Consider the following 26,549-nt stretch of genomic DNA (forward strand, 5'->3'; position numbering starts at 1 on the left):
TTCAGCCAGCGCCATCCGGGTGCCAGCTCCCGCCAACCCGAGCATTCATGCCCGGGCGACGGCACACAGTCTAATACAAGCTGCGGGGTATTCGGTACCCTGCAAGCATCTGCTGTGTGAACGGGTTGGTATTACTGGCCGCATGCAGGCGGTAACGCATCTCGCCATCGTCCACTTTGAACATCACATCCACCGCATTACTGCTGACTCCGGTGATTTCTGCTTTGTTCAACAGCCGGAAGAGCGCCCACGGGCCACGCTCGGAAATGCTGCGCGGTGAGCGGTTCACCTGTATCGGCACCAGGGTAATGCGGCTCTCAACGCTGTCACGCAGGGTGTTCGGCCAAACCAGCGGGATGCTTTGGCGAGGCCCATGGGAGAACTCCACCAGTTGCCCGTCGATATTCACCACGGCGCGGCGTTTGTTGTTGGTCAGATTGAGCGGTTCTAGCGCGAATTCAACATCCAGCGTGCCACTGCGGGTGAAGAACGCCTGGCGTATCTGGCGGGCCCGTTCCAAGGCGGCGCGCACATCGCGGCGCACCAAGCTCGCGCGGCGGGCATCGCCGACCTGTTCGGGGTGGTCTTCCAAAAACAGCTTCAGGTTATTGTTGTAGAAAGACTCCAGAATGCCGTCGGGAGCGAAGAAGCGCTCGAAATCCTGCAACGCGGCATCTCGGCTTGCGTCTGTCGCAAACGGGTAATGCCGGGCAAGCGTTTGCTGGAACGGCTGGTACACTTCCCGGTACCACTCCCGCTCAAGCTGGGCCACGGCACGATCAAGCACCACTCGCCAGCTTTCGGTAGCCAGTCGGCTTAACAGGCGGTTCAGCGGCTCGGGCTGATGACTAGCCATACGCTGGAGCGTAAAGATGGGGTCGGAGCCCTGCAGAGCCATGCGAGCGCGGGCAGCGCTCAATGCGGCTTTGCCGGAATCCGGTGATTCCTGAATGCTGCGCATGTATTCGTGTAACTCGGCTACCACCACCATGACTTCTTCCAAACCACTGGGCTGATCGCTGTTTTTGCGAGTCAGCCGGTTCAGGTCGTCGAACTGGCGCTCGATGTCCTGCAGCATTCGGTAATGCGGCGACTCCTGCAGCAGTTTTCGAGCCACTTCGGCTTCGCCTTCACCGGCAGGAATCAGTTTGGTGTTGGCCTGCACCTGGCCCAGCAGACGCGCCAAAGGCTGGTGGCCGCTCGTTAAGCTTTCAAGGATACGCACGCCGTGATTCAAGTCTTCAAAACGGTGCACGTCGATTCGGCTGAGCGCGGTGCGCCACACGTTGGCGTAGTTTTCGGCGTACAGAGTCTGCAAGCTCGATAGCAATTCCGCTTCGTCGGCTTTGCTGAAATCCACGTCGTTCCGGCGCCCTAATACCCAGGCATCCACCAAGGCCAGTTCCGTCACCGAGCTTGATTGACGCAGGAACCATTTTTCCAGACCGTCCCGGGTCAACAGTGCCGCAATGGAGAGCGGGTCATCCTCTGCAGGCAGGGTATCGCCCTGAGGCTCGCCGTAGGCATCCACGCGAGTGAACACGGTAGCGAAGGCCGGGCCAGAACTACGCGCCAGCTCCAGCGGTGACTGGAAATCCCGACCGGCTTCGACTTTCAGATCACGGTACACCCTGTCCGGGGTGCTGATCCGCCCCAACTCGTGCTGCGCCCACTGCACACTGCTCCGGAAAGGCGCCAGTGCCATAGTCGCAGCTTGATCACCTTCGGCGGCCATACCCGCAAGATTGGTGTGCGCCATCGCGTACTGCAGATGGCTGTGCAGCCGGTTCTGTACGTCCCGCTGGCCGGGGAAGCGCGCTTGCCAATACTCGCGCATGTATTCCGATACGATGTCGCCACGGCGGCCGCTTTCGTCATACATCATGCGCAGAACCCGCAAATGCTCCAACCGCTCGGTGCTGTTATCCGGCGCTTGCCCCATTTCTTCCATGACACCGAACATCAGCGCTGGAAGGTATTGATAGGCCAGCATATCCAGATAGGCAGCATCCACTTCCGGCCCAACTTTATGGCCTTGATACAGGCCCATGTCGGTTACCAGCGGCCACTCTTTACGGTAGTCGCCGAACGCCAGGGTGGCTTCTCGTAACTCATCCAGTGGCTGTAGCAGGTTGCGGCCGGTTGTGTCCGGCTCGTAGCCAACCGGCTGCCAATCGTTTAGGAAGGCGTTAACCCGGTTTTCCACCTGCGCCGCAGCTTCGGCATTCTTGATGAAATAGTGCTGCCAACCGGCAGTCATAGCTGCGCCGGCACACAGAGCGATGATGGAAGCCATCGCGACTTTCCGGTGGCGCTTTTTGATCACTTTCCGGTTGTCACCCGCCAAGCCGGCCTCGCGATAGATCACGCCCGGGAACAGGTTTTTGGTGAACAAACTGACCGACTGGGCATTCCGCTGCGCCGGCTGGATCGGACCGCTCATCTGGTAATTACGGGCGGCGGCTGCCACGAAGGCATCTTCAGGCACCCCCTCCTGTAGAACGGAGGTGAAATAAGTGCCCCGCACCAAAGCCGGTGTCGAGAACGCGTCGGCGGACAGCAAGTCGTTGAGGAACTGTTCTATCGCTGGCTTGAGGCCCGCCAGCTGGCGTGTGAAGGAATACGCTGCCGCCCGTTCTTCGGCATCACGGGTATCGGCGAGCACGTCTGGCAAACGCTGACTTAGCTCGTCCACTAATTCGCTGTAACGTTCCGCGAACTGCTCGAGCCATTCGTCGTGATCTTGCTGGTTATCCAGCTGGAAGGTGAAGCCGAGCGCCTGGTCTTTTTCGGCCTTCGACATGGCTCTAACAAACGGGGCAAAGCCGTAAATCAAGTCCATTTTGGTGAAGGTGACGTACACCGTTAGCCGCGAGCCCAACTGCTCCATGAGCTCCCTTATCCGGGTGCGCAATAAAATGGCGTGGGCTTCCCGCTGTTGCTCATTGGCCGTGCTCAATCGCGCCAAGTCTACGGCAAGGATCAGGCCGTTCAGTGGTCTTTGCGGGCGGCTGTTTTCCAGCCAGCCGATGAAGTGGTTCCACAAACGGTTCTGGATTTCACCCGAAGCCCCTTCACCCTGATTCTGGCTTAGCAATTCACCGTCTGGATCAATCAGAACGCCGTTATCACCAATCCACCAATCGAAACCGAAGGGGTTGCGATCACCCCGGTTATTGCGGGTGACGTTAGTCAAGGTGTAGGTTTGCCCCGAGCGCTGGATCAGACTTGTTTTACCGGCGTCTTCAAGCCCCATCACCAAATACCATGGCAGGCGATACAAACCTTTTCGGCCGGGTAGATTGCTCTTCAGCGTCTGAAGCTGACGATCCAGCAACCGTTGTTGCCGGCGCTCCATGGGTAGAATCGGGTCTTCTTGCTCTTGTTGCTCGGCCGCTTTGGCCTTATTGACTTTGCTCAACCGGCGAGCCAGCGCCATGCCCCAGAATATGACCACCAGCAGAACAACGCCGAGAGTCACCAGCGCCCGCATCTGCCAGGCCACCAACGGGTACTCGCCGTCGATTTCCAGCCTTGGCCCTAACCACCAAGTCGCAACCAATAACGCGATCACGCCCAAGGTCAGCGTGACCGGGGCCGCGTTACGAAGGTATGGCAGCAGCCATCGACCAATGAGTAATGCTTTTCTCCACATGGTTTCCATTCCTGCGTTTGATGCGTGTGGCGGTTACGCCAGCCGTTCCATTTGTTTGATCAAAGCCGGTTCCCAGTCTTCAAGAACCAACCCTTGAACCTGCCCTTGCAGGTCCTGAATTTGTTGTGCAGCCATGGCTTTCAGGCCGCTTTCTTTCATCAGTTTTGCCGTCGTCAGGCGCCAGTAGAATTTCTCTCTGGGCTCACGGGCGTCGGCCAAACCTTGCTCCAGTAGTTCCAGAGCAGACGACAGCTGATTCTGCTGCACCAACTCCAGTGCGGTTTCCAGAGCCTGCTCCCAAGGGTTTGAACGGCCTCCACCGGCTTTGGCCGAAGCCGGGACGGTATGCATCCACTCGGCCGCTTGTTCACTGAGAAACGGTGTATGGTCGTTGAAGGTCAGCTCCGCGATTTTCGGTAACTGCTCTACGAACTGTTTCAACGCGTCTCGAATTGCTTCTGCGCAGTGGTTATGGCCTAAAGCTTGGGCGGCGCGGGCGCTCAGCCAATGGCCATCGAGCCAGAACGGGCTTACAGACAAGCTCTGTTCGATGCGCTGCCACAAATCATTGTCGGGCGTTTTTTCCAGCGCCTCTTTGTAGTCCGCAACCCGGTCTGCACTGACGGCGGCCAAATCGGTACGAATACCATCCCGTGTCGGCGGCAGGCTGGTGATGCTTTGCCAAATGGCATAGCGGCGCAGTTGATAGCCCAAGGGGTTCTCCGGCTCGGTGCTGGTCAACAGCTCCGCCACTTTCAGCAAGCTTTGGCGGGTTGCTCGTTCGTTGCCCGGGTCCAGAGTAAGATTGCCCAAGGCCGCCGGAGCCGCAGTTGACTGTGCCGGCGATTGAGCAGATTGCGTTTGTGCGGGACTTACCGTCGCAACCGTTGAAGCCAGTTGCTGGCTACTGCTTTGATCCGGCTTTGGCAACTTATCCACAGCCCGTTTCAATTCGAACAGCGGGTCATCTGGTAAATCCCGGTTCCGCGCCTGCTCATCCAGCTTGGCAATCAGGTCCAGACAAAACTGCCGTCCATCACCCACACTGGCATCGAATCCCAGGCCGTCCACACTTTTAATCGTTCGCTGCACAATCTGGGTGAACAGCATTTTTCGGGCCCGCTGCCCCTTGGCTCCCGGGTAAGGCCACGCGCTTTCCCACCAGTCATCCAACACCCGATGCAACAGATACAAGGACAAGGCGAAGTGCTCGCCATCCTTGCCCTGCTGCAAGCTCAGCATGAAAAAGCCAAGCACTTTCAGGTCTTTGCTGCGGTCTGCCAGCAATTGCAGAGATTCGCTCTGCACTTTTTGCCAATTGATGTCGTTGTGAGCCAGCGAGCCCACCTTCATCACTTCGTCTTCCAGAAACTCCAGCACGGAATCGTCGGCAAGGTTGTCACCCACCCCGGAGTCCCCTGGAATGGCGGCGAGAACCTGATCAACGTATGGGTGCTGTTCAATCACTTGCATAGCACTCTCCTCACCAGCCACAGGCTTGTCGCAGAGGGCGAATGGCGTCGCGGTAACCGGTCAGGTCAAACAACAAGCCATCCAACTCCGGTACGTCTGCCTGAATACGAACATCTGGCTGGTGCACGATTTCAAGCACCGAACGTATTGCCGGCAGGCCGCGGCCAGCACTTACCACTAGGCCTTCATCCCGCACCCGCCACTGGCTGGGTGCCGATGCCAGCGCCACGTCTACACGCTCCCGGCTGATCGGTTTGGGCAGCATCACCGTCAGTTCCGTGATGTTGTTGTGGCACTGCAGTGTCAGTACTGGCCGCGGAGGCTGAGCCCCCAAAGCGGCTACCGTGACCATGTGCCCGGCGGCCGAGCCGGTATTGCGGTAGATCGGACCACTGGCATCGTTTTGACCCGCTTGCGAAAAGGCCTGGCGCCAACGTTCGGGCTGGTTAATAACCGCGTCGCTGGCGCCGGCTTCGTATCGAGCCAGTGGGGTATCAAACACCTCATCAAAGCACGCCAGGCGGGCCAGCCGATTGGCTTCTTCGGTGCAGGCTTGGGCATCACTCAGGCGGGTATCCGCTTGCCCGGCACTGCTCATCAGCACTAATGCGAGGCCGAGGAAGCGGGCTCGGGGTTGGTCTTTCAGGGTCATACGTCGGTTACCTGATACTTCAGACATTTATGGGCGAGTGTGCGCTTGGGTAAACCCAAACTCTCGGCGGCCTGGGCCCGGTTGCCGCGGTATTGTTGCAGGCGTTCGCGAATGATGGCCGCCTCGAATGCCTGTGCGGCGGCTTTCAGATCCCGAATTTCCTCGGCCACGGGAATACCTGGAATAAGCGGTGCTTCCGCTGCGGCAGGGACAGCTTGTCCCGCGTCCATCAACAGGTCATCCAATCGCAATGCCTCAGGCTGGATGTCGCCGTTGGCATCCGTTTGCAGGCAGGCCAGTTCAATGATGTTGCGTAATTCCCGCACGTTTCCGGGGAAGTCATAACCCGCCAATCGCTTCAACGCGTGGCTGCTGATACCCAGTGGCCCACTGCCTTCGCGTTCAACGTAGAGTCGGATGAAATGCCGGCTTAGCGCTTCGAGATCGTCGGTACGTTCGCGCAGGGGAATCACCCGCAGCGGGAACTGGCTGAGGCGATAGAACAGGTCCCGGCGAAACAGGCCGTCATCAATGCCTTGCTGCAGCGGTTGGTGGGTTGCAGCCACCAGACGGAAGTCGGAAAACCGCTCTTCCCGAGCGCCTAGAGGGCGGAACTGTCGGCTTTCCAGAACCCGCAACAATTTGGACTGCAGGGCCATGGGCATGTCGCCAATTTCATCGAGGAACAGGGTGCCGCCGTTGGCTTGAGCCAGTAGCCCTTCTTTGGCTTGATCGGCACCGGAGAAGGCGCCTTTGGTATGGCCGAACAGTTCGCTTTCCAGCAAGGTGTCGGGGATGGCTGCGCAGTTCACCACGACCATTGGGCCCGTTGCGCGTTCGGATAGCTCGTGAATGCCTCGGGCGACCACGTCTTTACCACAACCGGTTTCGCCTTGGATCAGAACCGAAAGCTGGCTGCTGGCCGCGCGCACGACTTGTGCCCGGAGGTTGGTCATGGCTTCGGAGTTGCCCACCAAACTGTGGGACAGTTGCTGGCAGCGCTGGCGCACGCTTTCGGCGTCGTGCAGGTGATCCAAGGAGCGTTTGAGCATACGCCGCTGCCAGACCTGGTCGCGGGTTTGCAGTTGGCTGATCCATTGATGCACCAACAGCTGTTTCAGGCCGGTGTACAGGGATTGGCCAACAATGCTTTGCCAGTCCTCGTGGTCGCCGCAGAGGGCGAGTATGCCAAGGGTGCGGCCATCTGCGCCGGTGAGTGGTTCGAGCCAGAGGCTTCTGGGGCGGTCGCTGTGTTCGAACAGGGTTTGGAAGCCGGTGTGGTCGAGCCGGTAGCTGGCTGCGCGGGTGAGTTCGCGCGGCTTTCCGGTTTGCAGTACGTGGGCGAAGGGGTGGCTGAAGTCGCCACAGTCGAATTCGCCGGCATCACCTAACTGGCCACAGTGGAGCGTTCGGCCACTGAGGTCGAGTTCGAGGGCCCAGCATTTGCTGAGGCCAAAGGCGTTTTCGAGTTGGCGGGTGGCTGTGTCAAGCAAGGCAGGGAGTGTGTCCTGCTTGATCAGTGCTACCGCCAGTTCTATGCCGGTGTGCAGTTCCATCTGCATCCGTCCCATGCTTTCTACCCCAGAACAATGACTTAGGAGATTGTCGCCCGCGCATCCTGCGGGGTGGCTTTCCAAAACACGCTGTGAATACATCCTTGTACGCTCCGCTCCGCCATCCATGGCTCCGCAGGGTTTTGGAAAGCCACCCCGCAGGCTACGCTCCGTTTCTATGGGCCGTCAGGCAACGACTCCGGTGAACTTTCCGTCGCTCACGCCCAGCGTGACCTTGGTCACCGGTTCTCGTGCCGCCAGTTTTTCCAGCAGCGCCAAGGATACCGGTGGCAGCAATTCACCTTCGATGATCGATTCCAGCATCCGTGCACCGTTTTCGCTTCGAGTGGCGCGGCTGCGGATGGCTTCTACCAGGCCGTCTTCCAGCGCCACTTCGGTGTGGTAGCGGGCCGTGATTTGGTCAGCAAGGCGCTGGAGTTTATCGCCCACGATGCGGTTGAGGGTGTCTTCGCCCAACGGCAGGTAGGGCACCACTTCCATGCGCGCCAGCAAGGCCGGTTTGAAGAAGTTGGCCAGTTCCGGGTAAAGCGCCTCTTCGATCTTTTCCGGCTCTTCAGCGTGGTTAACGATGGTTTGGTAGCCAAGGTTGGAGGTCAGGAAGAAGACTACGTTTTTGCAATCGATCAACCGGCCTTCGCCGTCTGCCAGTTCGCCTTTGTCAAAAGCCTGATAGAACAGGTTGAGGACTTCCGGGTGGGCTTTTTCGACCTCGTCCAGCAACACCACAGAGTAGGGTTTCTGACGGATGGCTTCGGTGAGGATGCCGCCTTCGCCAAAGCCAACGTACCCCGGGGGTGAGCCAATCAGGCGGGAAACGGTGTGTTTCTCTTGGTACTCAGACATGTTGATGGTGGTTAGGAACTGGCGGCCGCCGTAGAGCAGTTCGGCCAGTTGTACCACGGTTTCGGTTTTCCCCACGCCACTTGGGCCAACCAGCAGGAAGGCGCCCATGGGGCGGCCGGGCCGGCGCAGGTCGGCGCGGGCGGTGAGCAGGTGCTGGTGCAGGCAATCGATAGCGGTGTCCTGGCCTTTGATGTGGGCCTGCAGGTATTCCGGCAAGTGGGTGATTTTTTCCAGCTCGTCAGTGGTCATGCGATTGACCGGAATGCCGGTCCAGTCGGCGATGACTTCGGCCACTTGGCGAGCATCGACTCGTGCGTGAACCAGCGGTTCGTCGGCCTGAAGCTCCGCCAGTTCCTGTTCAATGGCTGCGGCTTCGCTTTTCAGATCCGGGCGCTCTTCGTTGTCGGCATCGGTCGTTGCTTCCAGAGCTTCCGACACTTCTCCGGTGAGCAGTTGTTCGCGGATTTCGACCAAACGGGCCACCAGCTCTCGCTGGTCGTTCCAGCTTTGCTCCAAAGCCTCGGACTCGGTCTTGAGCTCAGCAATGCGCTGTTCCAGCGCCTGCTCTCGTTCGTTATCAACCGCTTGGCCAAGCGTGTGTTCCCGGGTCAGCAAGTCTTGTTCCATGGCCATTTGGTGCAGTTCGCTGCGCACGTGGCTCAATCGGCGTGGCGGGGTGCTAAGGTTCAGGCTGACCCGAGCGCAGGCGGTATCCAATACGTCGATGGCTTTATCCGGCAGTTGGCGGCCGGCCAGATAACGGGCAGACATTTCGGAGGAGGCTTTCAGGGCACTGTCGGCTACCAAGACTTTGTGTGCTTTTTCGTAGACGGTGAGCAGGCCACGTAGAATGTGAACAGCCTCGCCCGGCGTGGGCTCATCCAACGCCACGGGCTGGAATCGACGGCTCAGGGCCGGGTCTTTTTCGAAGTATTTTTTGTACTCGCGCCAGGTAGTGGCGGCGATGGTGCGCAGTTCACCTCGGGCCAGTGCGGGTTTCAGCAGGTTGGCGGCATCTGAACCACCCTCGCTGTTGCCTGCGCCAATCAAGGTGTGCGCTTCGTCGATGAACAGGATGATCGGGGTAGCAGAGCCTTTGACCGCTTCGATGACGCCTTTCAGGCGCTTTTCGAACTCGCCTTTCACCGAGGCACCGGCTTGCAGCGCGCCCATGTCCAGGGTCCAGAGTTCAACGTTTTTCAGGCGGTCCGGCACATCGCCACTCACAATCCGCAGGGCCAGCCCTTCTACCACCGCACTTTTACCCACACCGGCATCGCCCACCACAATCGGGTTGTTCTTACGGCGACGGCATAGGATGTCGATCATCTGGTCGATTTCGGCATCCCGGCACACCACGGGGTCGAGTTTTTCGTCCCGAGCCAATTTGGTGAAGTCGGTGGCGTAGCGCGTGAGCGGGTCCATGCCGGCTTCGGCGGCTGGTTTGGCCGTACCATTCTCCGCCAGCTGCGGGCGTTCCACTGAGCCTTCGGTCAATCGGTCGAACTGCTTTCGCAGTTGTTCACGGTTAATGTCCACCAACGCTTGAGCAACTCGCGGCATCAGGTAGCGGTCGGCGTTCATCAACAACGCCAAAAACAAGGCACCAGATCGCAATTCGCTGTGGCCGAGTTCGGTTGAGGCCAGCAGCCAGGCGTCCTGCATCATTTCTACCAACAAGGGTGAAAAGGATGGGTATGGCTCGGCGCTTTGTGGCTCGCCGTTCAGGCTGTCGCCTACCAGCGGCTGCAGTTGCTGATGGTTGATGTCGGTTTGTTCCAGAATCTGACGCACATCGGAAAACGGGGTTTCCAGCAGTTTGAACAACAGATGTGCCGGCGTAATTTCCGCCCCTTGTCGGCTGATGCACAGCGCGGCAGACCCTTCCAGGGCCTGACGGGAAATCTCATTTAGGCGCCCGATCAGCGCCGGTAGTTCTACCCGAATCACAGTGATGTCCTTATTTCGGTAGTTGTTCCAGTACGCTGAGCACATCCCTGATGCGTTCGTTCAGCGCTACGTTATACAAGTGATAAATCCCAACCATGGCCGCTGCAAACGCGCCGGTGATAAGCCAAACCGGCATGCCTGTCCGTAAACGGTTGCGTGCCGGCACCACGTTTTCCGAGGCATCGGCCAGCGGCCCCGGGTCACGATCTCCGCGCAGATCACGCAGCTGTTCGTACAAGCCACGAACGATTTGCTGGTACTCATCACGGCCGCTTTCCATGACCTTGTAGCGACCTTCAAAGCCCAGACACAGGCACAGATAGATGAACCCAAGCATGTCGCGGTAGCGTTCCGGCTCTTTCTCCATGCGCGCCAGAATGGCGAACACTTTTTCGCCGCCCCAGGTTTCGTTGTGGAAACGTGATAGCAACGAGTGCTGCGACCACACGCTGTGCGCCCCCCAGTCGGTGCCCAATACGGCTTCATCGATAAAAGCGCAAAGCACATAGCGGTACGCCACCACGATAGGCCGTTCGTGGCCTTGTTCGATCAGTTCGCGGTCAATAGCCGCCACTTCATCGACCACCTGCTGGTACAGGCTTTCGACATCGTGAAAATCGGCCAACCGGCGAACCCGGATAACCAGCCCCAATAACGGTGTGGCGGCATCAATCAGGCGATTTTCTTCCAGTCCGCGCAGCTGAAAGTGGGTATCACCCAACTCGGTGCGGCGGCCAGTGTTATCGGTGTCCGCGAACAACAACTCACTGAATGCACTATCACCCGTGTCCGTGGTGGTATTTGGTCGATCCATTACCGGTGCATTGGTCATTATTTAGCTCCTGATTGCCCAGAACTGCATTTCCAGCCCCGGATAGCTTCCCGCTACGTGGAAAGCAAAGCCGCTGGCGTTGTCGAGCATTTGCCAGGCCTGGCTCTGGTCATCCAACCGGAAGTACACAAAGCCGGCGTGATACGGCAACTGGCGCGGTGCCACGGGTAACGCCGACAGCGGAATACCCGGCAGCTGCAAGCTGATGAGATCCCGTATTTTTTCCACCGACGCCACTTTGCACTGCTGGGTGAATTGCTTGCGCAGGTCGTCAAGCGGCATATCGGCTTTTACCGCCAGAATGAACTCGGCATCCTTGATCAACTGACCGTCCTGAACCGGTGCCACCGTCAGCCCGTACTGACGCTGCTGCAGGGCAATAGACAGGGCTCGCGGCTCCAGCACGGTGCTCAGGGCTTGTCGCAGCACCTGCATCAGCGGGCTGAAACAGCCTTCCGGCAGGTCGTGATCGTAGGGGGTATATTCGCGAGGCATGCGGCTTTCATCGGTGAAGGTCACCAATTCACCACACAGCTCCAGCAAAGCTTCGTACAACCGCTCGGGATGCAACTGGCGCAAACGCGCTAAGTGCATGAACTTTGGATGCGCCCGGTTTAGCATTTGCAGCAGCATGAAGTCCGACACGTCGGCCACACCGCCCTGCCCCGGCGCGCCCACCCGCTCGGCAATGTTGCGGGCACGTTCCTGCATCAAACCGGCCATTTCACCGACAAATCGCTGTAACCGCGGTGCCGCGCGCACACTGAGCATGGTGGGCAAGAAGTTGGGATCCATCACCAAGCTGCCGTCTGGCCTTTTCTCCAAAATTCGGCCAATGGCCAAAGCTGCGTAGGCGCTGCGGTCTTCCCGCTCCAGCATCAGCCGCGGTGCCACTCGCCCAACATCAATGCTGTGGGCATCGCCATCAATGGAATGCAAATCGCGAATTTCGACAGATAACGCCCGGAATCGCCCGGCAATCGGTGCATCGGGCCACTCCACTTCCGCAAGAGAATCACTCCCGAGCGGCAACGCCAGATACACCACCTGATTGGCCACCGACGCATCGGTAATTTCCAGCGGCTCGGGCATCACATCGTCTTGCGGTAGGTTGAATCTTGTACCATCCGGAAACAAACCGCTTGCCCGCACCAAACCGACTCGACCAAAACTCAGGTATTCGGCATTGAGTTCCAGATCGCTGAAGCCGTAGAGGTAGTCCGAGACGGCCAAGGCGCGCTCATTGATCTGATGCTCTAGGTACCGTTGTTGTTGCTGAAAGTGCTGGGGCTTGATGAACAAGCCGTCACTCCAGACCACTCGATTGCTAACAGGCATCAGCTTTCATCCGAACGGGTCAGTTTCACTTCCCGCTCTCGCAGGTTAACCAGCAAATGGTAGGTGCCACCGATCGGGTCCACCTTCACCACCTTCTTCCACTGCGACAAGTTAGGGTAAGCGTAGAAGGCAATCACACCGATAAACCGGGTGTCTTCGCTGATCTCGAACGGCTCCACAAACTTGAACTGACCGGGCACCAAGGTGTAGTCGCTGTGGTCCACGTAGTTGCGACCCAACGAGTCTTCAAGGTTATTCAGCAGCTGATCGAAATCACCCGCCATCAACAGCGAACTGTCACGAAGTTCGATGATCTGAAAGGCAATTGGCGTGGGCGCCAAAGACTGGTTCGGGTTAACGCTCGGCTCCGCCAGCATGGTCAAATCCACTCGGCTGGGCTGATCTTCCGGGTAGCCCACAGGGATGTCGGGGTCCCACAACACTTTGGCGGTTTTGGTGACCGCGTTGTAGGGGGTGCTGCACCCCACCAGCAACATAACCATCGTCAGCAAGCTCCATTTGCAGTACTTCACTAGCCATTCTCCCTCTGTAATTGGCGCAAGTGTTGGTCGTAAGCCTGGTCGAACACCTCTTGGAAAAGGCGCTCAAAACCCTGCTGACGACTGGATCTAAGTTCTTGGTAGTAATGTTGATACATGTCCCAGGCCCAACGGCCCTCGTCTTCGTTGTCCTTGAGCCCACGGCGGTATCCGTGGAACCTTCTCAGCAAGGCCTCCGGCGAGAAGGCGTGCAGAATCGCGTCCAAGGCTTCGCGAATGGCTTCCTGCGTGGCCCGCTGGTGGTGGTTCAAGCTGTCGAGGCTTTCTCTCACCGCAGCAGGCGCAGATAGGTGAACCGGGCTTCGTTCGGCGGCAAACAGGGTTTGAATGGTGCCGTGGTAATCGTTTCCCAGTCGCAGCGGGTTGTCTTCAAGGGGCTGCAAGCGGGTACGCAGTGCCTGATGCCGGGTATCTTCGCTTTGGTGCAGCGTAAGCAGGCCATCCACCACGGCTTTGAGGGTTTGCCCGGCCTCTTCCAGAAACAGCTGCATGTCTTCGCTGTCGGTAAATTCAATGTCCGCCTGCAACCCTCGCAATAAAGGCGCCCCACTGATGTGCTGACGGCTGGCATCCCGGGTGGGTGCTCTGGTGTCCGACATTCCCAGTCGCTCCTTTTCCTGATCATTCTGATGGCGGGCCGTGCGGTTCACCGGCAGTCCCATCGCCACATCCCGGTTTTCCCGGTATTCCTCATCCACATCGGTGGAACCGGCAAACCAGCGTTCCTCGCTGGCCAGCAGTGCTGGTGATAATTGCTCACCCGATGCCTCTGGCTTCTGCCAAAGGGCCAGTGGGTCGTTACTTTGAGGCGCGTCGGCCGAGCCTTTCAGCCCCACCAAAGGTTCGCGGCCTTCCGGCAAAGTTTGGTGCTGGCTAGATCGCAGCAAGTCGCCTTCATCTACATTAACCAACCGATGATCTTCGGCGCTGGGCTCGTTCAACTCGCTTCGCCCTGAAGAACCACCCTGCAGCTCCGCCCGGATTTGGTACCGGCCAATGCTGACGGTGTCGCCATGGTTCAGGCGCGCTCTGCGTCCACGACCTACGGGCTGGCTACTGCTGTTGATGTAGGTTCGGCCGCTGCGGTCGATCAGACAGAAGCCGCCGTCCAGAAAGCGCACTTCAGCATGCCCCGCCACGGCACCAGTGCGGTGGGGCGATAAACGCCAGGTATCATTAGCCGCAGTACCAATCGAGCCCCCGGTTGCGCTGAAACGGTGTTCAATACTTTCGCCGCCCCCCGCTTCCGAGGGGTTGGTGATCACCAAGTTCAATTCTGCTGTTTGCGTGGTCACACTCTTGGCTCCTTGCCTTAACGTCGGATCTGGATGCGCACCGCCGGTCGCTTGCTGGCGCGCTCCGGTGTCACGAATGAGTTCCAGCCCAAACGCAGCTCTTCCCCCATCTGCATGGGCCGTATGTCTTTCGGTCGCATTTCCAGCTCAAGGTCATAAGCCAGCTGTTCCCGTGTAGCGAACTCCACCAGCTTGACCAACCGCTCGTGCTCCGCACCGTTGGGCAAAAAATCGGCAAAGCGCTGTCGGCTCAGGTTGCGTAACCGAAGTATGAATTTGCCGCCGCGGTCCCGGATGCTCGACCCCATCAACGTGTCCTGACCGAGGCTGGCATTCGCCTGCCCCAAACGAGTCTGCTGATCTTCTGCAATGGCCACCTTTCTCAACACCCACTGCTCTATGCTGACATCTTCAAGATCGAAGCAATGAGCCACTATGCCGCTGACCACTTCCGGGGACCGGCTACGCCCCGCCATCAAGCCGGCATAGGCCAGCATTTTCGACCAGTTAACGGGTGTCGCTTCCCGCAGACGCCGATCACCCAGCCCCGTTAGGGAGAACACCAGTTCCGAAAAGCCGTCACTGGCACCCGGCTGAAACCGTATGTAGTAGCGGTACTTGCGCCAGGCCCGATGAAACAGAGTCACCAGCCGGTGGTTAAAGAAATCCAGAAAATGCCGGCGAACGCCCAGATTCTGACCCGCTTCCCACGCCAGATCTTCCAGGTAATACCCGGGTAATGGCGACTGGGAACCGTGCAAGCCGAGAAAGCTCACTTCCATTTGGTAGGGTGCATGCTCGTGCTCCGGCGACAATGCCGACACCACGTCACTGCCCGGAAACCCCAGGCCGGCAGAGGCCGAAAACCGAATGCGTTCCTGCACCGGATCGCCGGAGCCAGAGCCTTCCAAATCATCGCCATGATGCCGGTGAATCAGGTCCACCAGCTGAAAAAAACTGTAGCGCCGCGCGTTGCCCAGAACGGGTTCCAGCCCGGCTACATCAGCGGCTGCTGACCTTGCTGTAACGTCCATGTGTACCGTTCCTGATTCTCTGTATTCACCACTTCCAACTGGTGAAAGGCGTTAATGCTGGCGTAGAGCGCAAAGAACTGGCTCAACACCGTGCCAAACAGGTACAGATCGCCTTCACTGGCGAAATTCTGTTGGTCGAGTTTTAGCACTGACCGGATACCCCGCACCGGCAAACCACGCACCATCCGGTCAACCGGTTGCGTACTGATGTCGCTGATGCCCGCCAACCGCTTCTGAGATACCCGCTCGGCTTGGCGATCTACCAACGCCCGAAAGTCATACACCCGGAGCACAGTGCGCAAGGCATCCACATCGAGCATCGACAGGTAGTTCAGGGACAGGTTGGAAATCAGCGTCCATAACAAGCTGCCATCCAGTGTGGGTCGCAGGGTGGCGGTGGGCCGGGTAATGTTGCTGAACGAAGCGAAGGCCGGTGTGGTTTCTGTGGCCATGCATATCTCACCCACCGCCAGCTGTTGCGGCAGTTGCCGGTTGGTGCAGGTGAGCGTTAACGAAACCGCTTCCTGCCGATTCAGGCAGTCGGATTCGTCGGCGCGCACGAAGGAGATGTAATGATCAAAGCCATCACCCCGAACGCTTTCGCGGGTGCGCACGCGGTAATACAACGCGGTGCGGCCACGGTCCCGCTCCACTTCGTGCTGAAAACTCTCAAACGCTGTGTATAAACGGGGTTCGCCCCGGCCCGAACGACCTTCCAGCCAGCCTTCAACCTGTTCAATGCTGAACACTTCGTAGTGCTCGGGGCAGCGGCTGGACGGCGAAATTCGGTACTCGGTTTCACGACCGTTCAGATCCACCGGTTCGCCTTCGTGGCTAAACAGGTTCACCGCTGGCGTGCAGTACAGCTGCAGGGAATCCCGGGTGACTCGGGTGTCCGGCGGCAAGATGCGGCTGAAGTGGAAGCGCAGGCTGATCTCGTCTGCCTGAACTCCGGGCAGGCGTTGCTTCAGTCCGGTGACATCGATAAACCGGAAGGCTTCGGGAAAACTCAGGTACTCCTGAATAATCCGGTAGCCGGAGTAGGCATTTTTCGGGTACGGCAGTATGGCTTCATCGGCAGCAAAGCCCACCGGCTTGAGCAACGATGTGGGCAGGCTGTATACGCTGTCGCCCACCACCAATTCCATGCGGCTGAGATAGTGATTTAGCCAAAGGTACAGGGTTTCCGCGGTGTGGTTGTCGCCGCCCAGATAGAAGCGCAGGCTTTCCATGCCCAGTTGGTTCAACGGCTGGTCGGTGTGCAGGGCCAGATCGACCGACACTGAAGAGACTTCACGAGAGTGCTCGGCGTGGGCTTCTGCGACGCTGACAGGAAAGATATCCACAGCTCGGCAAGTACGGAACCGGCACTGGGTTTGGCGGGTGCTTTCACCCACGGGCCGGCTTTTGATTTCGGTATGGCGCTCTACCCGCTGGCGTTCGCTGATCGCGTGCAACTGGGGGTCGAAGCGCATGATGGTGCAGCTGGGCACGGGGCGCAGGTAGTTGGGCCAGAGCATGTTGAGCAATGAGTGCGTCAGCTCCGGGAATTGGTCTTCCACTTTTTCGCGCAGCTTGCCGGTCAGGAAGGCAAAGCCTTCCAGAAGGCGCTCTACGTCTGGGTCGGTGCTTTGTTCGGATAGAAATCGGGTGAGCTGCGGGTGTGCGTCGGCAAATTCCCTGCCTTGCAACCGCAAAAAGCTCAACTCATCCCTGTAGAACCTATTTAACTTCATGTTACTGCACCTTGACTGCTCGGTCTCACTCCGAGCCAAGATGAGGGTAGTCTTTCCAAAAGACGCTTCTGGCCCATCCATGGGACGCTTGAGCTTCGCCATCCATGGCTCCGCACACTTTTGGAAAGACTACCCTCATCCTGACTCTCATACCTACCTTCAAAAACTTCGGCCGCATTCCACTCAGGTTTGCAGGAGGGGATGGGGATGCTTTTCTGGCGGGAAAAAAGATGTCTGAGCGAAGCGAGTTATTTTTTCCCAGAAGAAAAGTATCGCCATCCCTTCAGGCTCCGAGCGAGGAGCAGAAGCCCCTCACTCTCTTCCCTGCCTTCAACTACTAAGTTTCAAACAACCCGGTAGTATCGTTTTTCATCCAACACCAGATCGATCGTGGTCCTGTCATCACTTCCCGTGACGCTGAGATAAACCGTGACCTGAAACTTCAACTGCAACGGGTTCGGGCCCGGCGGCAACGCCATCACGTCCACCCGCTTCACTCTGGGCTCAAACTTCTCGATACACTGACGGATCGCACCGCGAATCTGGATACTCAGGTCGTGAGTACCCAAAGTGGCGTCGTTGAAATCCAGCAAGCCCAGGTCCGGTACGCTTGCGCTGTTGCCCGGATGGGCGTTCAGCAAACGCACCAAATGGCGCTTGATGGATTCCACCACATGGGTCACTTCACCCATGCCTTGCCCTGCGGGGGCCGCAGCCTGCTCGAGTCGTTCGAACAGGCTGCCGGTGTTGCGAACGCCGTCAGTTGCCGTGTCGCCGAACACGGATTAATCCTTATCCAGTCGACCAACCAGCGAGAGCTCGAAGTTCGCACCCATGTACTTGAAGTGCGGGCGAACCGCCAGCGAGATCTGGTACCAGCCCGGATCGCCTTCAACATCCGACACCACAACCTGCGCGGCGCGCAGTGGGCGACGGCTGCGAACTTCCGCCGGAGGATTCTCCTGATCGGCCACGTACTGACGAATCCAGGTGTTCAGCTCACGCTCCAGATCCTGGCGTTCTTTCCAGGAGCCGATCTGCTCACGTTGCAGCACTTTGATGTAGTGAGCCAGCCGGTTCACGATCATCATGTAAGGCAGCTGGGTGCCCAACTTGTAGTTGGTTTCCGCTTCTTTGCCTTCTTTGGTGTTCGGGAACTGCTTGGGCTTTTGCACCGAGTTGGCCGAGAAGAACGCGGCGTTGTCGCTGCCCTTGCGCATGGTCAGGGCGATGAAGCCCTCTTCCGCCAGTTCGTATTCACGACGGTCAGTGATCAACACTTCGGTCGGGATTTTGGCTTCCAGCTGACCGAACGACTCGAAGGTGTGCACCGGCAGGTCGTCCACCGCGCCGCCGCTTTGCGGACCGATGATATTCGGGCACCAGCGGTATTTGGCGAAGCTGTCGGTCAAACGTGTACCTAACAAGTAGGCAGTATTGCCCCACAGGTAGTGTTCGTGATCGCCGGACACGTTTTCTTTGTAATTAAAGCTGCGCACCGGGTTTTCCGTGGGGTCATAGGGTGTGCGCAACAGGAAGCGCGGCGCGGTCAGGCCCAAGTAGCGAGCGTCTTCGGATTCGCGCAGAGAACGCCATTTGGCGTATTTCGGGCCTTCAAAAACAGCGCTCAGTTCCTTGATGGCCGGCAGTTCCTGGTAGCTGTCGACACCAAAGAACGACGGTGCAACGGAAGACAGGAAGGGTGCGTGAGCCATAGCGCCTACGGACGACACATACTGCAGCAGCTTCATATCGGGCGTAGAAGGGCTGAAGGCGTAGTTACCCACAATGGCACCGACAGGTTCACCACCAAACTGGCCGTATTCCGCCGAGTATACGTGCTGATAAAAACCGGTCTGGGTCACGTCTGGCGCAAATTCGAAGTCTTCCAGCAGTTCCTGTTTGGTGGCGTGCAGGATATCGACTTTGATGTTTTCGCGGAATTCAGTGCGATCAACCATCAGCTTCAGGCCGCGCCAGGACGACTCCAATTCTTGCAGTTTGGGGGCGTGCAGAACTTCGTCCATCTGCGCGCTGATCTTGCGGTCCAGCTCTACCACCATCTGGTCTACCAGAGCCTTATTAACCGGTTGGCCTTTTTCGTCGCTTTTTAGCAGGTTGGCAATAAATGTTGCGACACCTTTGCGCGCGACATCGTAACCTTCGTCAGCCGGCGCCATGCGGCTATTGGCCATAACCTGATCAAGCAGAGAGCCTTCTGCCACGGATTCGGAGGCAGCAGATTGCTGCACAGCAGTATCAGACATACCACATCCCTTCAGTACGTAATTGATAATTGGTGTTGGGTGTAACCGGTTTCGGAAACGTGCTTATGCGTCGTTTTCGGTCGCCAGTTCCAGTTCCGCCAGCAGCGATTCCCGTGCGCGTTCGTCATCCAGCAGCTCTTGGAGCTTGGTGCGGAATGAGGGCACATTGCCGAGCGGACCTTTAAGAGCAACAAGCGCTTCGCGCAGTTCGATCAGCTTTTTCAGCTCGGGAACCTGGCGGGCGATACTGTCAGGCGAAAAGTCTTCCAGACTTTCAATTCGCAGATTGATCGGCAGATCATCAGCGCCTTCTTCGAGCTTATTGGATACGGAGGTCGATAGAGTAAGACCAGCTTCCTTCATCACAGAACGGAAGTTGTTCTTATCCACAGAAATGGCCTTGCGGTCTTCAATGGGGGTTTCTTCAGCATGGCCCTTGAAATCGCCAACCACAAACATTTTTAGCGGCAGTTCAGTTTCAGCCTGCTGATCGCCGGTGGCGGGGACATACTTGATATTAATGCGCTCTTTCGGCGCGACAGAACCATCTTTGCCAGACATGACGTGCTCCCTGTGCAATTCATTTGCAACGTATTTCATTCCCTTGTGTCTGCCATCCTAGCAAACAACAGGCGAGACTCTACACCGGTGATCGGGCCAGCTCAATAAGCCTTTGGCCACAATTGGCTCAAAATGAGGACTCGGGCAAACTTTTGCCAGATTGCCGTAATGCCACGTGGCACGCTGTTTTAGTCAATGACGGGCCTGGTGCTCAAAGCTATACTCCGGTGATCCTTATAGGAAACAATCATTCACACCAAGGACCACAACGATGAGTGACCTGAAAGCCAAGTTTGAAGAGTCAGTAAACTACATCCAGACTGCCGAAGGCGATTTCCAGCCGTCCAACGAACTCAAGCTGGAATTCTATGCCCTGTACAAGCAAGCCACTGAAGGCGATGTCACCGGCAAGCGCCCCGGCATGATGGATTTCGTAGGCCGCGCCAAGTACGACGCGTGGGATAAACTGAAAGGCACTTCCAGCGAAGAAGCCATGCAGCAGTACATCGACAAGCTCGAATCGTTGAAGTAAAACGCTGCAATCGCGGCCGCTGGTCACTGCCGGCGGTTGCCCACTCTCTCTACAGCCCCCTCACTTCTGCTTCACCTTTGCGCCTTTCAAACGTTTGTCATATGATGCGCGCACCATAAGAACAACAAGTCATTCGGAAGATTTTACACATGGATATTACTGAAGCGCTGGAGCAGTCACGCCCCGGCTTGGTGAGCCTTGTTCAAGCTGCTATTCACAAACGCGAACTCAACCAGCGGGCAGAACAGACCTATCTGCACTGGATAAGCCGTTTCGTGCTGTTTCACGATTTAAAAGACCCCGGAACCCTGTCGGACGAAGATCAGGCGCGTTTTTTTGCGTATCTGAACGAACAACTGCGAGTGTCGCGGGCCCGGCTCAACCAAGCCAGGCAAGCTCTCGAGTTTTTCTTCGACGATGTGCTGAGCAAACCTGTGCAGCAAGACAGCGCCGCCGCATAGACCGCGGCGGTTATGGCCGCTCTGTCATGTTCACATTAAGCGCGTCGTAAGTTCGGTTCTGGGGCGGGCGGATGACGTAGTTATTGCTGTGGGTCTGCCCCGGCACGACTTTCGGGTTGGCGAAACGGATGTCCACCGGAATTTCAGACCGGCCCAAATCGGTGCGTTCATCCCGGGGTTGCAGCGCCAGGGGATCAAGATAAAAGTCCGCGTCTTTACCTGACTGCACCGGTACACCCGCTGCAGGTGCCGCTAGCCCACCCTCAATAACCGTGTTCGCCAACACCTCTTCATCCATTGAACGAAAAGGGATTGTGTCGATGGTTGTGCGCTCTTCGTATTCGAAAACCGGCGCGTCGTTCCCGTTGGTAGCCGTCTGGCTAAACGCCGGTGACAGTCCGGCCCCCAACATAAAACCGATACAAGCTTTCCAAAGACCGTAGCCAGCCGTTTTTCCGGCAATGAGGTTTGCGGTATTCATGACAATCATCCTGATCAGATCGTGCACCCATGGGGTGACAATTTTTGATCAGTGTATCGCCTAAATTGACGAATCGCTCACCGATTAGACGATTCTGTGACAGCTCTCACTTACCGGGCGTATCAGCGTTATATCGAATGGCAGTAATAACAACGTTTTTCCAACCTTCCGGTGTTTTTACCGACACGTCGTCATCCAGGTGCTTGCCTATCAACGCTCGCGCCAACGGTGCGTTGATGCTCAGGTATCCCTTGGTCAGATCAAACTCGTCGGCCCCCACCAAACGATAGGTTTGTTCTTCGCCGTCTTCATCCTCGACGGTTACCCAAGCGCCAAAATACACGCGGCTTTGGTCGTCCGGAAGCCGATCGACTACGGTCAGCTCGTCCAGCCTTTTGCTGAGAAAACGAACCCGTCGGTCAATCTCACGCAGTTGTTTTTTGCCGTAGATGTACTCCGCATTTTCTGAACGATCGCCCTGTGCGGCGGCTTCGCGCACCGCTTGGGTTACTTCAGGCCGCTTGATCTTCCACAGGTATTGCAGCTCTTCGCGCAGCGCTTGCTCGCCGTCCGGAGTAATGTAGCGGGGCGGATGTGCGGGTGATGTGGCTTTAACCATAATGCTATGCGCTCAACCTGACTGAAAAAGTGGGGCATAAAAAAACCCCGTGGATCACGGGGTATAAGGCTAGCGCTGTGCTGGAGGAAGAAGCAACCTTAATGGGCCGGCTTCTTCGTCTACATTGTCTATTATGCAGACTGACCATTACCCCTCAGTGGCCACCGCATTACCTTTTGGAAAGAGCAGAAGGGCCACCGCTCAACGGCAAATTAGGTTGCACACTCTAGACACTATCGCTAATTTCGCCCCCACTACCCCTTACTCACCATTTTGTGGAGACACACCATGAACACTCAAAAGATTCTGAATCTGGCGCTGGAAGGCGTTGATAGCCTCGGTTTCAAACTGGAAGAACTGGGCATCACCAACAAGGTCAATCGCCACAACATCGCGGCCTTTATGATGGCTGAACAAAAGCATCTGGAAGGAGAGTGGGACAGCCTGCAGGTGAAAGTGGACCACCGCCGTGCCCAGTTCGACGCACTGACCAAGCAAGTTGAAGCACGTGCTGAAGCAATTTTCAGCCCGTTAATGGCGCAAGTAAATCGTTTCCGCGCCAGCCACTGAGTTTACGCCTGACTGTCGGCGGATGAGCGGGCCTCATCCGCTCCGTCAGGAATCTGTTCAACCTGCGCCGCTTTAATGCGTTTTCTGACTCCGGTGAACGCCGGCATTTTCACTGCGACCGTTAGCCCCGGCATCTCCGCGTCAGGGTGACTATCACTCAGCAGAATTTCCCCCTGGTGAATCTCCGCCACGGCGCTGACCAGACTCAAACCCAAACCATTACCCGGCAACGAACGACTCTTTCCAACCCGGTAAAAACGTTGGAACACCTGGTCTTTTTCATCATCCGGGATACCAATCCCAGAATCCTGAACTTCAAAAATAGCGTTGGCCCCTTCTTTGCGAACCACAACCACAATCCCGCCATGCTCCGGCGTATATTTGATCGCATTGTCGATCAGGTTACTGACCATCTGGAACAGCAGATCCCGATCCCCCTCAATCATCACCTTGGGCTCCATCACCTGCTTGAACTGCTGATCTTTATCTTCGGCCAACGCTTCGTAGAGTTCACAAGCGTCGCCCACCAGTTCATCCAGCGAGACGACTTTCATGTCGGCGGTGTTGCCTCGGGTTTCCAGCCGGGCAATTCTCAGCAACGCATTAAATGTCGCCAACAACTGATCGGCCTCACCCACGGCCCGACCAACCTGTTCCCGGGCTTCGTCGTTATCCACAGATATCAGGGTTCGTTCCAGCTGGTTACGCAGCCGGGTGAGCGGGGTTCTCAAATCGTGAGCAATACTATCGGAAACGTGTCGAATGCCTTCCATCAGATACACGATACGGTCGAGCATCTGGTTCAGGTTTTCCGCCAGCTGGTCGAAGTCGTCTTCGGTACCCCGGGTGGGAATTCTCAAAGACAGATGGCCGTTCATGATACGGCGGGAGGTGTTGTTGATCACTTCAATACGACGGGTGGTACTTCGGCTCATCAAAAAGCCGCCCAATAGAGCCAGCGCCAAAGTAATGCCCATACCCCAGTTGATCGCGCCTTCGATCACGCGCTTGAGACTGGTCAGTTCATCGACGTCGCGTCCGACCAATAACCGAAGACCACCCTGAACGTCAAAAATACGGGCACGGGCCAAACGTTCCGGGCCTTGCCAGCCTACGCTGGAGTCCAGAGTAAAGTTGATCCAACCGCTTTCGGCGGTGCGGCTACCTTCCGGCCAGGCTTCAATATTGCCCGCCAGCTTCAGCAGATCATCGGTAGAAAGGAGGTAAACCGTTTTAGCGTTGGGGTCGCGTGCGACACGTTCCCGGATAATGGTAATCAACCCGTTAACGCCTCGCCCGCGGTACTGCTCCGCGAGGCCTGCAATTTCGGCCTCGATCGTCTCATCAGTCTGAGCGGTCATGAATCCAGCTGTACGCCAGTATATAAATGCCAGAAGCAAAAATACCGAGGTGGCAAACACCACCATATACAGCAGCGCCAGCTGGAAAGACGACGTTCTGAGCTGACTAAGCAGTTTCACGCAACATGTATCCCGCACCCCGAACTGTTTGCAGCAAGGGGGTGTCGAATTCCTTATCGATTTTCGCGCGCAGACGGCTGATGTGCACGTCGATCACGTTAGTCTGGGGATCAAAGTGATAGTCCCAAACCTTCTCCAGCAGCATGGTACGGGTGACCACCTGGCCGGCGTTGCGCATCAGGTATTCCAGCAAACGGAACTCACGGGGCTGAACATCAATGTTCTGGCCGGAACGTTTGACGGTACGCGCGAGCAGATCCATTTCCAGATCCGCCACTTTCAAAACCGTTTCGGTTTCTGCCGCCTGTCGGTTACGGCGTACCAAGGATTCGATCCGCGCCAGCAATTCGGTGAAGGAAAACGGTTTGGTCAGGTAATCATCACCACCCCCGCGCAAACCTTCAACCCGGTCGTCCACATCGCCCAAGGCGCTCAAAATCAGCACGGGGACCTGGTTGCCGGTGGCCCGCACCGTCTTGATAATAGAAAGGCCGTCCATGCCCGGCAGCATGCGATCCACAATCATGATGTCGTACTCTTCACTCGCAGCCATCATCATGCCGTCTTTACCATCGGCAGCATGATCCACTACGAAATCGGATTCCTTCAGCCCCTTTACCAGGTAACTTGCTACATCCTGATCGTCTTCGATTACCAGTGCTTTCACCGGTGAGCCCTCCTGATAGCGGATAACATTAACTCTAAGGTTACGAAGAACTGGCAGCGCGGGCCAGTTACGATCTTGTAAGAGGGTGTCGCGTCTGGCGACGGTCAAGCTGTGGCACTGAACCATCCCAGCGTCTGCTCAGTTGCCCCCGAAGGTCTGTACTCTGCACTGACCCAGCCCTCGTACCCCATGTTATCCAATGCTGTAAAAACATTCGAAAAGTTAATCTCGCCAGTGCCCGGTTCGTGCCGACCCGGATTATCGGCAAATTGCACATGAGCAATCCACGGCAGCAGACACTCCACAGACCGGACCAGATCCCCTTCCATAATCTGCATGTGGTAGATGTCGTACTGCAAGCGCACGTTATCGGCATCTACTTCTTCAATCAGCGCCATCACCTTGCCGGTGGTATCCAGCATAAAACCGGGCATATCCACTCTCGAGTTGATCGCTTCAAGGCACAAGGTCAATCCGGCCTCGGCAAAGCGCTCGGCGGCATACTGCACATTCTCCACTAACGTGCGCCAGGCTTCGTCCTCAGTCAGCGTTTCCGGCTTCAACCCGGCCAAGCAATTCAGCTGCTTACAACCCAGCACTTTGGCATAGGTAATGCCTTGCTCAACCCCGGCACGGAACTCCTCAATCCGGTCAGGCAAGCAGGCAATCCCCCGCTCGCCAGCATCCCAGTTGCCAGGCGGCAGGTTAAACAACACCTGAGTCAGCTCATTAGCCTTCAACTCCGCCGCAATAGCCTCGGCCGGCCACTCATACGGAAACAAAAATTCCACGCCACTGAACCCCGCAGCCCGGGCCCTGGCAAACCGCTCAAGAAACGGCACCTCTGTGAACAACATCGACAAATTAGCGGCAAAACGGGGCATAGCAATCTCCTGAAACTAAATCTTATTCCTTGGGCCCACGGCCCAGAGAACCCATCAACGCGCCGTTCACGTGTTCCAACTCAAGTAAAAGCCCACTGTGGTCCACCTCACTGTGCCCGTTCGCCACCAGTGATAAGTATTCATTATGCACCTGCTGCGACAACGGCAACGTCAGCCCCTCGGCACGGGCCTCATCGAGAATCATCCGTAAATCCTTCAATTGAATCCGCGCCGGCGCACCCGGCGCAAAATCCCGATCAATCATCCGCTGGCCATGCAATTCCAGAATCCGACTCCCGGCAAACCCGCCCATCAAAGCCTCACGCACCGCCGCCGGATCCGCGCCGCCCTTAGCCGCCAACAGCAACGCTTCAGACACCGCACCAATGGTAATCCCGACAATCGCCTGATTCGCCAGCTTAGCCAACTGCCCTGCCCCCACCGGCCCAATGCGGGTGCACTTTCCCAGCACCTCAAACACCGGCAAAGCCCGAGCCACATCCGCCTCGGCACCACCCGCCATAATGCTCAATCGAGCCTCAGCCGCACCCACCGTGCCACCCGACACCGGCGCATCCAAATACCCTACACCCTGCTCTGCCGCCAAAGCCGCGTGACCACGCGCCACCGACGGCTGCACCGAACTCATATCAATCAACAGCGCGCCTTCCTTCAATGCGGCAATCGCACCCTTCCCCACCAGCACATCATCCACCACCTGCCCGTTCTCCAGCATGGTGATCACCACATCTGCATCGGCGACCGCTTCGGCAGGTGACTTGGCGATGGTGGCTTCGTCGGCAAACGGCTCGCACTTACTCTCGGTGCGGTTCCACAACGTCATCGGATAGCCTGCATTCAGCAGGTTTCGGGTCATAGGCGCGCCCATCAAACCAATACCAAGAAAGGCGATCTTGGGTAATTCTGTACTCATCTTTTCGGAATCCCACTGGAAAGTTCGGCGAAGTGGTTGGGCAGGGCTTTCCAAAACTGTGCGGAGCCATGGATGGCGTAGCCCAAGCGTCACAGGGATGTGCCGCAGGAGCGTGTTTTGGAAAGCCCTGCCCAACCACTTCCACTCGGA

The 26,549-nt window shown here is 57.3% G+C and carries 23 protein-coding genes; 3 read left to right on the forward strand and 20 right to left on the reverse strand.

What is annotated here, in order from left to right; translation table 11 throughout:
* Positions 1-70 precede the first annotated feature (70 nt).
* The 14 genes from tssM to tssB all read right to left on the reverse strand — a co-directional run bounded on the left by tssM (position 71) and on the right by tssB (position 19,770).
* On the reverse strand, positions 71-3,664 hold the full coding sequence (gene tssM / locus Q9245_RS07960; RefSeq protein WP_305896630.1) for a type VI secretion system membrane subunit TssM: 3,594 nt from the start codon (positions 3,662-3,664) through the stop codon (positions 71-73).
* Between the two features lie 24 nt (positions 3,665-3,688).
* Positions 3,689-5,128, reverse strand: a complete 1,440-nt coding sequence (gene tssA / locus Q9245_RS07965) for a type VI secretion system protein TssA (RefSeq protein WP_305896631.1) — start codon at positions 5,126-5,128, stop codon at positions 3,689-3,691.
* Between the two features lie 10 nt (positions 5,129-5,138).
* Positions 5,139-5,780, reverse strand: coding sequence for a type VI secretion system-associated protein VasI (vasI, locus tag Q9245_RS07970; protein ID WP_305896632.1), 642 nt, complete (start codon positions 5,778-5,780; stop codon positions 5,139-5,141).
* The gene (locus Q9245_RS07975; protein ID WP_305897194.1) at positions 5,777-7,342 is read right to left on the reverse strand and encodes a sigma-54-dependent Fis family transcriptional regulator; all 1,566 of its coding nucleotides are present in this window, start codon (positions 7,340-7,342) and stop codon (positions 5,777-5,779) included. Before Q9245_RS07975 ends, vasI begins: the two co-directional genes overlap by 4 nt.
* Positions 7,343-7,519: 177 nt before the next feature.
* On the reverse strand, positions 7,520-10,192 hold the full coding sequence (tssH, locus tag Q9245_RS07980; protein ID WP_371824795.1) for a type VI secretion system ATPase TssH: 2,673 nt from the start codon (positions 10,190-10,192) through the stop codon (positions 7,520-7,522).
* Complete coding sequence (icmH, locus tag Q9245_RS07985; RefSeq protein WP_305896634.1) at positions 10,158-10,979, reverse strand: type IVB secretion system protein IcmH/DotU; 822 nt, start codon at positions 10,977-10,979, stop codon at positions 10,158-10,160. The genes tssH and icmH overlap by 35 nt, the downstream gene beginning before the upstream one ends.
* Positions 10,980-10,982: 3 nt before the next feature.
* Complete coding sequence (gene tssK, locus Q9245_RS07990) at positions 10,983-12,317, reverse strand: type VI secretion system baseplate subunit TssK (RefSeq protein WP_305896635.1); 1,335 nt, start codon at positions 12,315-12,317, stop codon at positions 10,983-10,985.
* On the reverse strand, positions 12,317-12,850 hold the full coding sequence (gene tssJ, locus Q9245_RS07995) for a type VI secretion system lipoprotein TssJ (protein ID WP_114335286.1): 534 nt from the start codon (positions 12,848-12,850) through the stop codon (positions 12,317-12,319). The genes tssK and tssJ overlap by 1 nt, the downstream gene beginning before the upstream one ends.
* Positions 12,850-14,172, reverse strand: coding sequence for a type VI secretion system-associated FHA domain protein TagH (gene tagH / locus Q9245_RS08000; RefSeq protein WP_305896636.1), 1,323 nt, complete (start codon positions 14,170-14,172; stop codon positions 12,850-12,852). The genes tssJ and tagH overlap by 1 nt, the downstream gene beginning before the upstream one ends.
* 17 nt (positions 14,173-14,189) lie before the next feature.
* Entirely contained in the window at positions 14,190-15,206 is a 1,017-nt protein-coding gene (tssG, locus tag Q9245_RS08005; RefSeq protein ID WP_305896637.1) for a type VI secretion system baseplate subunit TssG, read from the reverse strand.
* The gene (gene tssF / locus Q9245_RS08010) at positions 15,170-16,942 is read right to left on the reverse strand and encodes a type VI secretion system baseplate subunit TssF (RefSeq protein WP_305896638.1); all 1,773 of its coding nucleotides are present in this window, start codon (positions 16,940-16,942) and stop codon (positions 15,170-15,172) included. Before tssF ends, tssG begins: the two co-directional genes overlap by 37 nt.
* A 344-nt stretch (positions 16,943-17,286) precedes the next feature.
* Positions 17,287-17,724 carry a type VI secretion system baseplate subunit TssE gene (gene tssE / locus Q9245_RS08015; RefSeq protein ID WP_305896639.1) on the reverse strand — a complete coding sequence of 146 codons (438 nt, stop codon included), beginning with the start codon at positions 17,722-17,724 and terminating at the stop codon, positions 17,287-17,289.
* A 3-nt stretch (positions 17,725-17,727) separates the two neighbouring features.
* Positions 17,728-19,209: a type VI secretion system contractile sheath large subunit gene (gene tssC, locus Q9245_RS08020; protein WP_133007098.1), complete on the reverse strand. Its 1,482-nt coding sequence runs from the start codon at positions 19,207-19,209 to the stop codon at positions 17,728-17,730.
* A gap of 63 nt (positions 19,210-19,272) precedes the next feature.
* Complete coding sequence (gene tssB / locus Q9245_RS08025) at positions 19,273-19,770, reverse strand: type VI secretion system contractile sheath small subunit (RefSeq protein WP_305896640.1); 498 nt, start codon at positions 19,768-19,770, stop codon at positions 19,273-19,275.
* Between the two features lie 271 nt (positions 19,771-20,041).
* Here tssB and Q9245_RS08030 point away from each other — a divergent pair, with 271 nt between their 5' ends.
* Entirely contained in the window at positions 20,042-20,302 is a 261-nt protein-coding gene (locus tag Q9245_RS08030; protein ID WP_305896641.1) for an acyl-CoA-binding protein, read from the forward strand.
* A gap of 149 nt (positions 20,303-20,451) precedes the next feature.
* Positions 20,452-20,763, forward strand: coding sequence for a site-specific integrase (locus Q9245_RS08035; protein WP_305896642.1), 312 nt, complete (start codon positions 20,452-20,454; stop codon positions 20,761-20,763).
* 10 nt (positions 20,764-20,773) lie between these two features.
* On the opposite strand, the gene Q9245_RS08040 is transcribed toward Q9245_RS08035, so the two are convergent.
* Together Q9245_RS08040 and greB are read right to left on the reverse strand one after the other, a co-directional pair.
* Positions 20,774-21,244, reverse strand: coding sequence for a hypothetical protein (locus tag Q9245_RS08040; RefSeq protein WP_371824796.1), 471 nt, complete (start codon positions 21,242-21,244; stop codon positions 20,774-20,776).
* A gap of 106 nt (positions 21,245-21,350) precedes the next feature.
* On the reverse strand, positions 21,351-21,863 hold the full coding sequence (gene greB, locus Q9245_RS08045; RefSeq protein ID WP_305896643.1) for a transcription elongation factor GreB: 513 nt from the start codon (positions 21,861-21,863) through the stop codon (positions 21,351-21,353).
* Positions 21,864-22,151: 288 nt separating this feature from the next.
* Between greB and Q9245_RS08050 the strand changes: the two genes are divergently transcribed.
* Complete coding sequence (locus Q9245_RS08050) at positions 22,152-22,433, forward strand: hypothetical protein (protein WP_305896644.1); 282 nt, start codon at positions 22,152-22,154, stop codon at positions 22,431-22,433.
* Positions 22,434-22,435: 2 nt separating this feature from the next.
* On the opposite strand, the gene Q9245_RS08055 is transcribed toward Q9245_RS08050, so the two are convergent.
* From Q9245_RS08055 to Q9245_RS08070, 4 genes are all read right to left on the reverse strand, one after another.
* Complete coding sequence (locus Q9245_RS08055) at positions 22,436-23,914, reverse strand: cell wall metabolism sensor histidine kinase WalK (protein ID WP_305896645.1); 1,479 nt, start codon at positions 23,912-23,914, stop codon at positions 22,436-22,438.
* Positions 23,901-24,581 (reverse strand): response regulator transcription factor, encoded by a 681-nt coding sequence (locus tag Q9245_RS08060; protein WP_133007660.1) that lies wholly within the window; start codon positions 24,579-24,581, stop codon positions 23,901-23,903. The genes Q9245_RS08055 and Q9245_RS08060 overlap by 14 nt, the downstream gene beginning before the upstream one ends.
* Before the next feature lie 104 nt (positions 24,582-24,685).
* Positions 24,686-25,465 (reverse strand): hydroxypyruvate isomerase, encoded by a 780-nt coding sequence (hyi, locus tag Q9245_RS08065; RefSeq protein ID WP_305896646.1) that lies wholly within the window; start codon positions 25,463-25,465, stop codon positions 24,686-24,688.
* 22 nt (positions 25,466-25,487) lie between these two features.
* Complete coding sequence (locus Q9245_RS08070; RefSeq protein WP_305896647.1) at positions 25,488-26,399, reverse strand: NAD(P)-dependent oxidoreductase; 912 nt, start codon at positions 26,397-26,399, stop codon at positions 25,488-25,490.
* Positions 26,400-26,549: the final 150 nt, after the last annotated feature.

The organism is Marinobacter sp. MDS2 (genome assembly GCF_030718085.1).
Taxonomy (GTDB): Bacteria; Pseudomonadota; Gammaproteobacteria; order Pseudomonadales; family Oleiphilaceae; genus Marinobacter.

What these genes read in the sequence shown, in the direction of transcription:
- tssM (WP_305896630.1), bottom strand. Translation starts at nt 3,664, where the DNA reads ATGGAAACCATGTGGAGAAAAGCATTACTCATTGGTCGATGGCTGCTG.
- tssA (WP_305896631.1), bottom strand. Translation starts at nt 5,128, where the DNA reads ATGCAAGTGATTGAACAGCACCCATACGTTGATCAGGTTCTCGCCGCC.
- vasI (WP_305896632.1), bottom strand. Translation starts at nt 5,780, where the DNA reads ATGACCCTGAAAGACCAACCCCGAGCCCGCTTCCTCGGCCTCGCATTA.
- Q9245_RS07975 (WP_305897194.1), bottom strand. Translation starts at nt 7,342, where the DNA reads ATGCAGATGGAACTGCACACCGGCATAGAACTGGCGGTAGCACTGATC.
- tssH (WP_371824795.1), bottom strand. Translation starts at nt 10,192, where the DNA reads ATGTGCTCAGCGTACTGGAACAACTACCGAAATAAGGACATCACTGTG.
- icmH (WP_305896634.1), bottom strand. Translation starts at nt 10,979, where the DNA reads ATGACCAATGCACCGGTAATGGATCGACCAAATACCACCACGGACACG.
- tssK (WP_305896635.1), bottom strand. Translation starts at nt 12,317, where the DNA reads ATGCCTGTTAGCAATCGAGTGGTCTGGAGTGACGGCTTGTTCATCAAG.
- tssG (WP_305896637.1), bottom strand. Translation starts at nt 15,206, where the DNA reads ATGGACGTTACAGCAAGGTCAGCAGCCGCTGATGTAGCCGGGCTGGAA.
- tssF (WP_305896638.1), bottom strand. Translation starts at nt 16,942, where the DNA reads ATGAAGTTAAATAGGTTCTACAGGGATGAGTTGAGCTTTTTGCGGTTG.
- tssC (WP_133007098.1), bottom strand. Translation starts at nt 19,209, where the DNA reads ATGTCTGATACTGCTGTGCAGCAATCTGCTGCCTCCGAATCCGTGGCA.
- tssB (WP_305896640.1), bottom strand. Translation starts at nt 19,770, where the DNA reads ATGTCTGGCAAAGATGGTTCTGTCGCGCCGAAAGAGCGCATTAATATC.
- Q9245_RS08030 (WP_305896641.1), top strand. Translation starts at nt 20,042, where the DNA reads ATGAGTGACCTGAAAGCCAAGTTTGAAGAGTCAGTAAACTACATCCAG.
- Q9245_RS08035 (WP_305896642.1), top strand. Translation starts at nt 20,452, where the DNA reads ATGGATATTACTGAAGCGCTGGAGCAGTCACGCCCCGGCTTGGTGAGC.
- Q9245_RS08040 (WP_371824796.1), bottom strand. Translation starts at nt 21,244, where the DNA reads ATGAATACCGCAAACCTCATTGCCGGAAAAACGGCTGGCTACGGTCTT.
- greB (WP_305896643.1), bottom strand. Translation starts at nt 21,863, where the DNA reads ATGGTTAAAGCCACATCACCCGCACATCCGCCCCGCTACATTACTCCG.
- Q9245_RS08050 (WP_305896644.1), top strand. Translation starts at nt 22,152, where the DNA reads ATGAACACTCAAAAGATTCTGAATCTGGCGCTGGAAGGCGTTGATAGC.
- hyi (WP_305896646.1), bottom strand. Translation starts at nt 25,465, where the DNA reads ATGCCCCGTTTTGCCGCTAATTTGTCGATGTTGTTCACAGAGGTGCCG.
- Q9245_RS08070 (WP_305896647.1), bottom strand. Translation starts at nt 26,399, where the DNA reads ATGAGTACAGAATTACCCAAGATCGCCTTTCTTGGTATTGGTTTGATG.